The following is a 12939-nucleotide window of genomic DNA, read 5'->3' on the forward strand; positions in this document are numbered from 1 at the left end:
AAAAGAAAAGGGGAACTATGCCCAAGCGATGGTCACCGAGACGTACCGTGACGTTGCGCCGCATCCGCGTCATGACCTGCGCCGTTGCGCTCGTACTGGCGTCGTGCCTCACGTTCGCGTTCACGGCGCGCAAGTCGGTCGCGCTCGACGTCAATGGTGACACACGCTACCTGACGACGTATGCGACGACGGTGAGCGGGCTGCTGCGCGAGCAGGGCGTCGACGTCAAGACGCACGACCTCGTCAAGAACACCGGCGACGGCACACTCGTCGACAACGACGTCGTCACCGTGAAGAGCGCCTACCAGACGACGATCACGATCGACGGACAGCAGATGCCGTTCTGGACGGTCGCGGACAGCGCCGAGCAGCTGCTCGACTTCTTCGAGCAGAACGAGGTCGCCGCGTCGCGCATCACCGTCGACATCAAGAACGTCTACAACCAGCTCACCGGCGGCATGGTCATCAACGCCGACGGCCCGGTCACGGTGATCGCGGACGGCAAGACGTCGATCGCGCCGAACGGCAAGCTGCCGGCGGCGTCGATCCTCGATTCGAAGGGCATCACGCTCGGCAAGGACGACCGCGTCAGCGTGCAGAAGGACGGCGGCAAGACGATCCTGCGCGTGCAGCGCGTGACCTACGGCGACAAGACGGAGACCGTCGTCATCCCGTACACGACGCGCACCGTGCTCGACGGCACGCTCGACCCCGGCGCGCGACGCGTCGACATGGCCGGTGAGAACGGCGAGAAGAAGATCACCTACCGCGTCACCTACGTCGACGGCGTGCCGGTGGACACGACGCAGACGAAGGAGGTCGTGACGAAGACGGCGCTCGACGAGGTCGTCGCCGTCGGTCCGGAGAAGGTCGAGGTTCCCGACGACGATGCTGGTAACGGCGACGCGGATGCCGACGAAGGCACCGGAGAGAACGGCGGCGATACCGCCGGCGACGCCGCGGATACGACGGGACAGCAGCCGGGCAGCGAGCCCACGCAGCAGCCGTCGGCGCAGCCGAGCGCCGAACCGACACAGCAGCCGCAGCCGACGCAACAGCCGAGCGCCGAACCGACACAGCAGCCGACGCAGACGCCGACGCAACAGCCGCAGCCGACCCAGAAACCGCAGCCCACCCAGCAGCCGACGCAACAGCCGCAGCCTAAGCCGACGCAGACGCAGAAGCCTAAGCCGACGCAGAAGCCCACACAGCAACCGACGCAGCCGAGCACACCGGCCGAAGACTGCCGCCTGTGCCGCCCGTCGGCGTCCGCCGCGCAGGCCTATGCCGCCGGCGCCGCCGCGCAGTACGGCTGGACCGGCCAGAACTGGACCGATCTGGTGAAACTGTGGAACCGCGAATCCGGCTGGCGCTGGAACGCCGAGAACCCGTATTCGGGCGCCTACGGCATCCCGCAGTCGCTGCCCGGCAACAAGATGGCCGCCTTCGGCACGAACTGGCGCAACGACGCCGCCGTGCAGATCGACTGGGGCCTGAGCTACATCGCCGGCCGCTACGGCTCGCCTATGAAGGCCTGGGAGCATTCCGAACGGGTCGGCTGGTACTAAACCGCCGTGCGACGACGCCGAGACGCCGGCCGCGTCTGCAGCCACCGGCGACCACCCGCAGCCATTCATAGTCATTCATAGTCATCCATCAGCAACGACGATTCCGATTCCGAAGGAAAGACGACATATCCGCATGAGCGCATACGACGACGAACCCCGCGCGGCCGAGACCGCCGCGCCAGCCACATCGACGGCTTCCGCCGATTCCGCAACCAAGGCGGCCGCAACGACAGCCGCCGCCGCAACATCAGCGGCCGCGGCGTCCGGCGGCGGCCATCTGCTCGGCGCCGCCGACATCCGCCGCATCGCCGCCGACGCCGGCATCAGCCCGACGAAGAAGTTCGGCCAGAACTTCGTCATCGACCCGGGCACGGTGCGCCGCATCGTGCGCGAAGCCGGCGTCGGAGCCGACGACCATGTGCTCGAGGTCGGCCCCGGCCTCGGTTCGCTCACGCTCGCAATCCTCGAAACCGGCGCGCGGATGACGGCGGTCGAGATCGACCCGCCGGTCGCGCAGCGGCTGCCGCACACGATCGCCGAGTTCATGCCGGACGCCGCCGACCGCCTGCGCGTCGTGCGCGCCGACGCGCTGACGCTCACGCCGCGCAATCTTCCCGACTTCGACGACGACGCATCGTTCACGCTCGTCGCCAATCTTCCGTACAACGTCGCGACGCCGATCCTGCTCACGCTGCTCGAACGGTTCGACAATCTCGGCTCGTTCCTCGTCATGGTGCAGAAGGAGGTCGCCGACCGTCTGTCCGCGCAGCCGGGATCGAAGATCTACGGCACGCCGAGCGTGAAGCTCGCCTGGTACGGTATCGCGAAATCGGTCGGAACGATCGGCCGCAACGTCTTCTGGCCGGCGCCGAACGTCGACTCCGCGCTCGTGCGCTTCGACCGCCACGCGCCGGGCGAAGGCCCGGCCGCGCACGCGCAGTCGGGGCGCGAGGCCGTGTTCAGACTCATCGACGCCGCCTTCGGGCAGCGCCGCAAGACATTGCATGCGGCGCTGAAGAAGGTCGTGCCGTCAGGCACCTTCGAGCGCGCCGGCATCGACATGACGCGGCGCGGCGAGACGTTGACCGTCGACGAATTCGTGCGCCTCGCCGACGCCGCGAAGGAGCTCGAGGCATGAGCGGCGCGATCGTGAGCGTCGACTGCCCGGCGAAGACGAACCTGACGTTGCACGTCGGCGCACGCCATGGGGCATGGGGTGGCCGCCACGCGCTCGACACGATGTACTGCGCCGTCGGCGTCTACGACACCGTCACACTCGAGCAGCGCGAGGACGGCGCCGGATGCTCGCTCGAGATCTCCGGGCAGTATCTGGGCGACCTCGCCGCGTCGAGCAGCGACATGCTGCGCAACCATGCGATGCTCGCATTGTTCGCGATGGCGCGCGCCTGCGGACGCGAGCCGGACGTGGGCGTGACGATCGAAAAGAACATCCCGGTCGGCGCCGGTCTCGGCGGCGGTTCGGCGGACGCGGCCGGCACGTTGCTCGCACTCAACGAGCTGTGGGATCTGCATTGGCCGCCCGAACGGCTCGCGCCGATCGCGGCGACGCTCGGCGCCGACATGCCGTTCTGCCTCGTCGGCGGATACGCGCACGGTTCCGGCTACGGCGAGATCGTCACGCCGGTGGCGGCCGACGATCCGCGCATCGAGGCGCTGCGCGCCGACGGCTACGACGGCCATGTGCTCGTCGGCGCCTACCGCGCACAGCTGAGCACACCGGAGGTGTATGCGGCGTTCGACGTGCTCGGCGGCGACGGATCGCCGAACGATCTGCAGGCCGCCGCCGTGTCGCTGCACCCGCGATCGGGCGCCGCGATCCGGCTCGCGCAGGACGCCGGCGCCACGCGCGCGTTCATCTCGGGATCGGGCCCGTCGGTATGCGCCTTCGTGCCCGACGACGCCGCCGCACAGGCCGTCGAACGGGCGTGGCTCGACGCGCAGGCCGTCGATCGGCTCTTCGTGGCGCAGGCGCCGGTGACGCCGGTCGTGCATGCGCCGGAACGCTGAAGACCGCCGCCGCGAGCGGCCGTCGCACGGCCGTCACACAGGGCTCGCAGCGTCAGCATAATGGGATAAGGTGAGACCACAGTCACCTCGTGAACAAGGGATAGGTATGGCACAGAACAACGGGGCGCGCGAGGCCCGCAAGGCATACGTACGCAAGCGCCAGTCGATCGTGTTCAGCATCGTCGGCGTCGTGCTCGTCGTCGCGCTCGTCTTCGCGACGCTCGTGTTCTTCCATGTGGGCGGCCTCGGCGAGACCGCGCAGAGCAAGGAGTCGGCGAACTACGGGCGCACCGCGCCGTGCGTGTCGCCAGCGGCCGACGGTTCGACGCCGAAGTATGTGGACAACCGCTCGGTGACGGTGCGCGTGCTCAACGGCACGCAGTTCTCCGGTTTCGCACAGGCCGTCGCCGAGGCGCTCGAGAACCGCGAGTTCGTCGTGCAAGGCGTCGACAACTACGACAGCGCGAAGGTGGAGCGCACATTGATCATCTTCGGCAAGAACGCGATCCCGCAGGCGTACACGCTCGCCAGCAACTTCAACGACGCGCAGATGGTCATGGACGACCGCGCGGACAAGCTCGTCGACGTCGTCCTCGGCGCGACGTTCAAGGATCTCGTCCCCACCGAGGATCTGCCGAAGACCGGCTCCGACATCCCGAACATCGAAGGCTGCAAGGCCCCGGACAAGATGACGTCGCTGCCGAAGGCGCCCGACCACACGCCGGTCGGCTGAACCTCCCGCACAGTACGATTTTGCGAACGCCCCGCACACGATCCGTGTGCGGGGCGTTCGCAAACCGACGTCCTGGCGAACGTTCCGGGTGCGATCCGCGGATGCCGCGGTCGCGAAAGCCGCTTTTCGCGACCATCTCCGGCGCATGCTCCGTCAACGATGGTCGCAAACCGGCCGTCACTGGTCGGCGTTGCGCTCGTCGTACCAGCGGTGCAGCTCGGCGACGGCCACGTCGTGTTCGACCGGGCCGTGGTCGAGACGGTAGTCGAGCATGTGCCGGTACGCGGCGCCGACCTCCGGCCCCGGTTCGATCCCCAGTTCGGCGATGATCTCGTTGCCGTCGAGGTCCGGGCGGATCGCCTTGAGGTCCTCCTGCTCCTTGAGCTCGCGCACGCGCTGCTCCATCTCGTCCATCGCCGTGCTGAACACGAGCGCCTTGCGGCGGTTGCGCGTCGTCACATCGGCGCGTGTCAGCCGATTGAGCCGCTCGTAGAGCGGACCGGCGTCCTTGACGTAGCGGCGCACGGCCGAGTCGGTCCACGGCTCGTCCACATAGCCGTGGAAGCGCAGATGCAGGTCGACGAGGCCGCTGACATCGTCGACGACGTGGTGGTCGAAGCGCAGCGCCTTGAGACGCCTGCGCGTGAGCTTGGCGCCGACGGCGTCGTGATGGCGGAACGTGACCTTGCCGCCGGGTTCGAACCTGCGCGTCTTCGGCTTGCCGATGTCATGCATCAGCGCGGCGAGGCGCAGCACGAGGTCGGGACCGGGCACCGGGCCGTCGGGTCCCGTCTCAAGCGCGACCGCGCGGTCGATGACGATCATCGTGTGCTCGAAGACGTCCTTATGGCGGTGATGCTCGTCGATCTCGAGCTGCAATGCCGGGATCTCCGGGAAGACGATATCGGCGAGCCCGGAGTCGACGAAGGCCTCGATGCCGGCGCGCGGCCGGTCGGACAGCAACAGCTTCGTCAGTTCGTCGCGCACGCGTTCGGCGGAGACGATCTCGAGCCGCGAACCCATGTCGCAGATCGCCTCGGCCGTCTCCGGCTCAATCGAGAATCCGAGCTGCGCGACGAAGCGCACGGCGCGCATCATGCGCAGCGGATCGTCGTCGAAGGACTGCCGCGGGTCGACGGGCGTGCGCAGCACCTTGCGCTGCAGGTCGTTCGCGCCGCCGAAGGGGTCGACGAACTCGAGCTGCGGCACACGCAGCGCCATCGCGTTGACGGTGAAGTCGCGGCGAGACAGGTCGCCTTCGAGAGAGTCGCCGTAGCTGACCTCGGGCTTGCGTGACTCGGGGTCGTAGACGTCCGAACGGTAGGTCGTCACCTCCACCTTGACCTCGGTGCCGTCGGGACGCCGGCGCAGCGCGCCGAGCGTGCCGAACTTGCGTCCCATGTCCCAGAACCCGTCATGGCCCCAGCGTTTGAGGATCGGCTCGAACTCCTCGGGCCGCGCCGACGTGCAGAAGTCAAGATCGTGCGAGGGCCGCTGCAGCAGCAGGTCGCGCACCGGACCCCCGACGAGCGCGAGCTCGTACCCGGCATCGGCAAACATCTCTCCCAGCTCAATGGCCTCCGGCCACACTTCGAAGTTCACAGGCTCCCTTTCGGCCAATCGTCCTCACATGTCGAACATGTCCCATCGGCGTTTCCGCCGGCACATTTCTGCCCTTCAAGCATACCCGTACCCCATCGGCGGCAAAACATGAGTATGGTGGACTACATGACCACACCCGCAGACGTTGCACGCATGCTTGCCAACGCTGCGGCCAACCATGCCCGCAATCTGCTCGAACCGGACGCGCTGATGTACACGTCGCAGACACAGACGCTGCGCATCACGACGGACACGGCGCCGGCGAAACCCGACCCGCATACGCCGACGCCGGCGATGATGCCGCGCCGGCGCACAAGCGACCGCCCGACGACCTTCGCGTCGCTCGACGCCCAGGAGCTGCCGATCGTACGCGAATACTCGGCCGGCGGCCTCGTCTTCGACGAGCGCGGTCGCGTCGCGATCATCGCGCGGCATTCACGCAACGGCCACCTCGAATGGTGCCTGCCGAAGGGGCATATCGAAAAAGGCGAGACGCCCCAGCAGACGGCCGTGCGCGAAGTGCACGAGGAGACCGGCATCCTCGGCGAGGTCGTCGATTCGATCGCCACGATAGACTATTGGTTTACCGGAACCAGCCAACGCGTCCACAAGCTCGTCCACCACTTCGCGCTGCGCCAGATCGGCGGCGAGCTGACGGTGGAAGGCGACCCGGACCATGAGGCCGAGGATGCCATCTGGGTGGACTTCGCCGATCTGGACGATGTGCTCAGTTATCCCAACGAGCGTAAGATAGCTTGGCTGTACGCAAGGAAACTGAACAGGCAGGGCTAACGTGAACCGACGTCACACCAATCCGCACGCCCGGCGTCGCGCTTGGTGCGCGCTGCTGGTGCTGCTCATGGCGATCGCGATGGTGCTCGACGTGCATATCCCCCAGGCGGCCGCCGACGACGGCGATTCAACGACGAGCGACGTGCCCGGCGTCGCGCTGTCGGTCGAATCGCTCACCGCCGTCGTCACGGCGACCTCCGGATTCTCCGCGACGCTCACCGTCGAGAACCGCACGACGCAGCCGGTGTCCGCCGGCGCGATCGACATCATGACGAATCCCGACTACAACTTCGTCTCGCGCACCGATGTGCAGGAATGGGCGGACGGTACCGCGCAGATCGACACGACGCACGAGCTCGCGCACGCCGATGTCGCGGCGATTCCGGCCGGCGGCCGCGTCGCCGTGCACGCCGTCCTCTCCGCCCACGATCCCGCCCTCGCCGCGCTGACGACGTGGGGTCCACGCCCGCTGCGCATCCTCTACACGGCACAGTCGGACGGCGACGCGCAGCCCGTGCACGCATCGCTCAACAGCTACATCACGCGATCGCAGGACGGCGCGGCCAGCGTGCGCACGCCGTCGATCGGCATCAGCATCGTCATGCCGCTCACCTCGCACGACTGGTCCGCCGACGACAAGGCACGCCAACGACTCATCACTTCGGACACGCGCGACCTGTCCGCGCAATCCATCGCGACGCTCGACGAGAACGAATGCAAGGCGCTGCATGACAAGGACCGCCTGAGCACGAAATATCCGCAGCTGCAGGTCGTCGCCGATCCGGCCGTGCTCGAAACGCTCGGCACGCCACATCTGACGGCGCTGATGCAGCCCGCCCGATTCGACATCACCTCCTATGCACGCGTCGGCGATCCGCAGGCCTACGCGCGCGCCGGCGTCGGCAAGAGCAAGTGGAGCGCCGCGAGCGGCCTCGCGCAGCTGCGCGGCGCGCTCGGCGACATGTCGGCGAGCGCGCCGGCGATCGCATGGCAGGGCGCCGACAGCTGGACGATGGACGCGCTCGATGCGGCGCGCGGGGCCGGCTATGACACGGTGATCGCGACCGGCGACTTCAACATCGCCGACGATGCGACGGCGCAGACGCTCGTCTACCGCGCGCCGACCAAGCACGGCGACGTCACCGTGCTCGCCGCGCAGCCGACACTCACGTCGCTCGCGAACGCGCACGCCACGTCGCAGCATGCGCGCGCCGAACGCACCGACGCGGGGCGCATCGCGCGCTTCATCGCACAGAGCGCGTTCTATCAGATGGAGCAGCCGTACGCGCAGCGCACGCTGCTCGTCTGCTTCGGCGAGGACTCCTCGCCGAAGCAGGTCGAGATGCTGATGGATGCGCTCGGCGACGCGAGCTGGATCGATCTGACGTCGCTCGCCGATCTCACCGCCCACGACGCGCTCATCGACCCCGGACTGATGCCGCAGCTCATCGGCGAGAACGTCGGCCTGTCCGCCGGCCATGCCGCATCGGTCCGCGAGACGCTCATGCAGCTCGGCGCGAGCCGCAGCGACCTGAAGCGGCTCGGCTCGTCGATCCTCGGCGGCGACGCGCAGCAGTCGGGTGACAAGCCGAACGACGCCAGCGACAGCAACGACGACGCGTCGCAGGCGCCCTCCCCGTCGGCGACGGCGGACGCGACCGTCGACGCGCAGTCGGAATCATCGGGATCGTCGGAGGGCGGCGGCTCCCGGCTGACCGAGTCCGCCTACGCGCGCCGGCTGCTCGACGCCCATGACACGCTCGCATTGTTCGCGCTGCAAGGCGACACCGCGCTGTGCACGTCGATGCGCAAGGCGGCGGCCGCATTCTCCGACGCGGCGCTCGGCGCGATCACGCTGAGCCCGTCCGGCAACGTCAGCGTACTATCGGAGACGGCGTCGATGCCGGTCACGGTGAGCAACGGCCTGCCGTATCCGATCTCAGTGCGCATCTCGTCGCGCACCGACTCGATTGAAATCATCACGGCGCGCATGACGCCGATCACGGCGCCGGCGCGCGGCGAGGCGCAGACGTCAATCTCGATCCGCGTGACGACCTCCGGCACGGCGGTCGCGCGCGAACAGCTCGTCGACAGGGACGGCGAGCCCTTCGGCGCCATGCAGCAGACGTCGATCACCAGTTCGCTGCAGATCAGCGACAAGAGTGGTCTCGCCATCATCATCTTCGCCGTCGCGCTCGGCCTGCTCGGCCTGTGGCGGCAGTTCCACCGCAAGAAGGATCCCGACGAATGAGTTCTTCCGTAGGCCGCAATTCGCTCATCATGGCTTCCGGCACGGCGGCGTCACGCATCACCGGCCAGATCCGCACGATCCTGCTCGCAGCGGCGATCGGCACGACCGGTCTGGCGGCGAACGCCTACCAGGCCGGCTCGATGATCCCGCAGGTCATCTACACGCTCGTCTCCGGCGGCATCTTCAACGCCGTCCTCGTGCCGCATATCGTGCGCACGCTGCACAGCGACAACGCCGAGGAGCAGCTCAACAAAATCGTCACTTTCGCCGTCACATTGCTGTTCGGCGTCACGGTGCTGATGGGCGTGCTCACGCCGTGGATCACGCGGCTGTACGTCAGCGGCAGCCCCGAGCTGATCAGCCTGACCTGCGCGTTCACGCTCTGGTGCACGCCGCAGATCTTCTTCTACGGCCTGTATACGGTGCTCGGGCAGATCCTCGCCGTCAAGAACAAGTTCGGCGCCTACGCGTGGAGTTCGGTCGGCGCGAACCTGATCAGCTGTCTCGGCTTCATCCTGTTCATCGCGATCTACGGCAACCATGCGCAGTCGTCGGCCGGCGCATGGACGACGCCGAAGATCGCGCTGACGGCCGGCATGTGGACGCTCGGTGTCATGTTCCAGGCGCTGATTTTGTTCGTGCCGCTGCTGCGCGCCGGTTTCCGCTTCCGGTTCCGCTTCGGCGTGCGCGGCATCGGCCTGCGCACGATGGGCCCGATCGCCGCGTGGAGCATGGGCATCGTCGGCATCGACCAGATCGCCAACATCGTCATCACGCGCATCCTGACGAGCGCGCCGGGACTCGCCGAACGCACGATGCATATCAGCGAGTTCGACGTCGCCGGCAACGCGACCTACCAGAACGCGTACACGATCTACATCCTGCCGTATTCGCTCATCGCCGTCTCCGTCGCCACGGCGATCTTCCCGCAGATCTCGTCGGCGATCGCCGACCGTGACATCGCGCGCGCCCGCGACGACCTGAGTGGCGCGCTGCGCACGGTCGGCGCGATCATGTTCCTGTTCACGGCCTTCTTCCTCGTCATGCCGCTCGCGATCACACGTGCGCTGCTGCCGACCGTCTCCGTCAGCCAGGCGATCCTCATCTGCGGCCCGTTGATGGGCCTGTGCGTCTGCCTGCCGCTTGCAAGCGCGTATCTGATCATCCAACGCACGTTCTACGCCTTCGAAGACGGCCGTTCCCCGTTCATCTTCATGCTGATCATGTACGCGCTGCAACTGTCGTCGTGCCTGCTGTGCACGCGCCTGCTGCCGCCGACCGACTGGGCGGCCGCCGTCGGCCTGTGCGCGTCGGGGAGCTATCTGCTGTCCTTCATCCCGCTCGTGCATATGCTGCGCAAGCGTTTCAACGGCTCGCTCGACGGCCGCCGCATCGCGCTCACCTATGGCAAGGCCTTCGCGGCGATGATCGTAAGCGTCGTCATCGGCTTCGCATTGCAACGGCCGATCTACCATCTGCTGCACGTCGACGATCCGTCGAGCGGCGGCATCGTCGGCTGGCTGCAGTCGGTCGGCGCCGCGGCGCTGCTGTTCGTCGTCATCGTCGTCGTCTATCTGGGCGTGCTGTGGGTGCTGCGCTGCGAGGAGCTGACGGCCGGCGTCGCCTCGCTGCGGGCGCGACTGTCGCACCGTGCGCCCGCCGCCGCGGACGCGACGGCCGATGCCGCCGAACATGCGGTCGACGCCGACGTCGACGACAGCACACGCGTCATCCCCGAGCTGATCCGCATCGCGCCGGCTGTGCCGATCGACGAGCTCGCGCAGCTCGATCCGCCGGTGCCCGCGGAGCTCGCCGAACCGCCGATTGCGCTGGCCGCCGACGAGCCGCGCACGCCGGCGCCGACGACCACCGCGGACAGTAGAATGACGATGCACACATCCGCAAGGCCTTACGAATCAGGGGTGACCATGAAGCCTCATCTGGGAGATACGATTCTCAACCGATACACGCTCGTATCGCCGTTGCGTGAAGAGGCCGGACTGCAGGTGTGGAAGTCGAACGACCGCGTCCTGTCGCGCGACTGCCAGCTGTTCATCGTCAACAACCGCGCCGTCCTGGCGAGCACGAACGCGCTCGCCGGCACGCTCGCCGCGTTCCGCGACCCGCGCTTCACGCAGGTCATCCAGCTGCAGCACGACGGCGACATCGCCGTCATCCTCACGAGGCTCGACTGTGGCGTCTCGATCAGCGAATACATGCGCGACGACGGCGCCGGCGCACCTCCACTCAGCTACGAGGCGATGCGCACGATCATCGGCGAGACGATGGACGCGGTCCGCTTCCTGCAGCGCGACCGCCTGACGCATCGCGCACTGTCGACCGACACGGTGCGCCTGACGCGCAACGGCGTCCAGCTCGCCGACACCCCGGTGAGCGCCGCGCTCGCCGACACGGCGAACACGCCGGCCTCGTACAACGACGAGCGCCGCGCGATCCGTCAGATCGCCGGCGTCCTCTACGGCATGCTCACGCGCACGCCGTCGACGATGCATCCGCGTTTCTCGCTCGACAAGCTGCCGCAGGACGCGCCTATCGAGTTCCGCCTCATCGTCAAGCGCGGCCTCGAGCTGAACGAGGGCGCCAAGCCGACGGTGCCGCTCGTGACGATGGCCGAGATGGACGCGCTGCTCGGCGCGCGCAAGCCGCTGCATGCGCTGACGCGCCACGATCTGCGGCTGACCGGCGCCGACGGCGAATGCTCGATCGTGCGTGCGATGATCCAGCCGGCGCTGCCCGGCGACATCCTGCCGATCCCCGATTCGATGGTCTCATCGCAGACGATGCCGTCGATGATGTTCCCGGCGCAGCAGCTCGATCCGGAATCGCTCGCCGAACTCGAGGAGGAGACCGAGGAGGCGAAGGAGCAGGAGGCCTCCGACACGGCGGCCGGCCGTTCGTTCAAAGCGTTGTGGAACAAGAGCAAGGCGATCATGGGCGGCACCGACGACACGGCCGCGAAGATTCCGGAGATCTCGCCGAACAACGAGACCGAGATGTTCACCGCCTTCGACCCGAACGCCGTCCAGGAGACGCCGATGACGCCGTCGCGCATGACGGTGCCGCTCGATGTGTCCTCGATGCGCGACGGCACGATCGACACGTCGTCGTCGACGTCGTCGACCGGCCATCTGCCGGCGATCGACGAGCACGGCAACGTCATCCCCGACGGTTCGCAGTCGCAGCGCGAACTGCGCAAGGAACGCGAGGACATCGACGCGACCTACGTCATGGGCGCGCCGGCGCTGCCGCCGAGCTTCGCGCCGCAGGAGCGTCCGAAGACGCAGCCGGCGCCGAACTACACCGAACCGAAGCCGAAGAAGAAGGGCAAGACGCGCGCCGCGATCATCGTCGGCATCATCGCCATCCTCGTCGCGCTCGGCTTCGCCGTGCACAGCATCGCGACGAGCGGATCGCTGTTCGGATTCGGCAAGCAGGACACGACGTACTGGCCGTCCGACGGCAGCTTCGGCGACGTCCCCTTCGGCAAGCGCAACGGCGACGATGTGAAGACGCCGGAGTCCGGCGAACGCCAGACCGAGACGCCGAAGCCGACGCAGAAACCGTCGAAGGCGCCGAACAACACCGCGTATCCGACGGACCGGGGGCAGTTCCTCGACCGTCCGGCCGGTCAGCAGGGCTACGGCTACTATCTGCATCTGACGAACAAGGAGAACGTCGACCGTCTCGTCGTCAAGATCCAGTCGTCCGGCGGCAAGGGCGTCGTCTATGCGAACGCGACGGCCGACAATCCGACCGGCGGCGAGAAGATGGCCGAGTTCACCTTCGCCGAGGGCGGCACGACCGAGGTCAAGTTCTCGAAGCCGATCGAGACGCAGGACATCGTCATGTGGGTGCCGCTCGACAGCCTGCCCGGCAACCAGCTGTACATCGATTCTGTACAGGCCTTCTGAGTCACAGCGCACCGATCGTCCATGGCGCCCGTG

Annotated in this window: 8 protein-coding genes; 7 read left to right on the plus strand and 1 reads right to left on the minus strand. The window is 67.6% G+C overall.

Annotation, left to right across the window (positions count from 1 at the left end):
- Positions 1-17 precede the first annotated feature (17 nt).
- The 4 genes from BCHO_RS01230 to BCHO_RS01245 all read left to right on the plus strand — a co-directional run bounded on the left by BCHO_RS01230 (position 18) and on the right by BCHO_RS01245 (position 4329).
- Positions 18-1568 (plus strand): aggregation-promoting factor C-terminal-like domain-containing protein, encoded by a 1551-nt coding sequence (locus BCHO_RS01230; protein WP_024540183.1) that lies wholly within the window; start codon positions 18-20, stop codon positions 1566-1568.
- Between the two features lie 133 nt (positions 1569-1701).
- Complete coding sequence (gene rsmA / locus BCHO_RS01235) at positions 1702-2706, plus strand: 16S rRNA (adenine(1518)-N(6)/adenine(1519)-N(6))-dimethyltransferase RsmA (RefSeq protein ID WP_024540182.1); 1005 nt, start codon at positions 1702-1704, stop codon at positions 2704-2706.
- Positions 2703-3596: a 4-(cytidine 5'-diphospho)-2-C-methyl-D-erythritol kinase gene (locus BCHO_RS01240; protein WP_024540181.1), complete on the plus strand. Its 894-nt coding sequence runs from the start codon at positions 2703-2705 to the stop codon at positions 3594-3596. Before rsmA ends, BCHO_RS01240 begins: the two co-directional genes overlap by 4 nt.
- A gap of 106 nt (positions 3597-3702) precedes the next feature.
- Entirely contained in the window at positions 3703-4329 is a 627-nt protein-coding gene (locus BCHO_RS01245) for a LytR C-terminal domain-containing protein (RefSeq protein WP_024540180.1), read from the plus strand.
- 177 nt (positions 4330-4506) lie between these two features.
- Here BCHO_RS01245 and BCHO_RS01250 read toward each other — a convergent pair whose 3' ends face one another.
- Positions 4507-5931: a CCA tRNA nucleotidyltransferase gene (locus BCHO_RS01250; RefSeq protein WP_024540179.1), complete on the minus strand. Its 1425-nt coding sequence runs from the start codon at positions 5929-5931 to the stop codon at positions 4507-4509.
- Positions 5932-6057: 126 nt separating this feature from the next.
- On the opposite strand from BCHO_RS01250, the gene BCHO_RS01255 reads away from it, so the two are divergent.
- From BCHO_RS01255 to BCHO_RS01265, 3 genes are read left to right on the plus strand one after another with little or no spacing between them, the layout of a single operon-like run.
- Positions 6058-6723, plus strand: a complete 666-nt coding sequence (locus tag BCHO_RS01255; protein WP_024540178.1) for an NUDIX hydrolase — start codon at positions 6058-6060, stop codon at positions 6721-6723.
- Between the two features lies 1 nt (position 6724).
- Positions 6725-8974 carry a DUF6049 family protein gene (locus BCHO_RS01260; protein ID WP_024540177.1) on the plus strand — a complete coding sequence of 750 codons (2250 nt, stop codon included), beginning with the start codon at positions 6725-6727 and terminating at the stop codon, positions 8972-8974.
- Positions 8971-12906: a murein biosynthesis integral membrane protein MurJ gene (locus BCHO_RS01265; RefSeq protein WP_024540176.1), complete on the plus strand. Its 3936-nt coding sequence runs from the start codon at positions 8971-8973 to the stop codon at positions 12904-12906. The genes BCHO_RS01260 and BCHO_RS01265 overlap by 4 nt, the downstream gene beginning before the upstream one ends.
- Positions 12907-12939 lie beyond the last annotated feature (33 nt).

The organism is Bifidobacterium choerinum, assembly GCF_000741135.1.
GTDB lineage: Bacteria > Actinomycetota > Actinomycetes > Actinomycetales > Bifidobacteriaceae > Bifidobacterium > Bifidobacterium choerinum.

Coding starts and splice junctions, on each gene's coding strand:
- BCHO_RS01230 (WP_024540183.1), top strand. CDS start 18: ATGCCCAAGCGATGGTCACCGAGACGTACCGTGACGTTGCGCCGCATC.
- rsmA (WP_024540182.1), top strand. CDS start 1,702: ATGAGCGCATACGACGACGAACCCCGCGCGGCCGAGACCGCCGCGCCA.
- BCHO_RS01240 (WP_024540181.1), top strand. CDS start 2,703: ATGAGCGGCGCGATCGTGAGCGTCGACTGCCCGGCGAAGACGAACCTG.
- BCHO_RS01245 (WP_024540180.1), top strand. CDS start 3,703: ATGGCACAGAACAACGGGGCGCGCGAGGCCCGCAAGGCATACGTACGC.
- BCHO_RS01255 (WP_024540178.1), top strand. CDS start 6,058: ATGACCACACCCGCAGACGTTGCACGCATGCTTGCCAACGCTGCGGCC.
- BCHO_RS01265 (WP_024540176.1), top strand. CDS start 8,971: ATGAGTTCTTCCGTAGGCCGCAATTCGCTCATCATGGCTTCCGGCACG.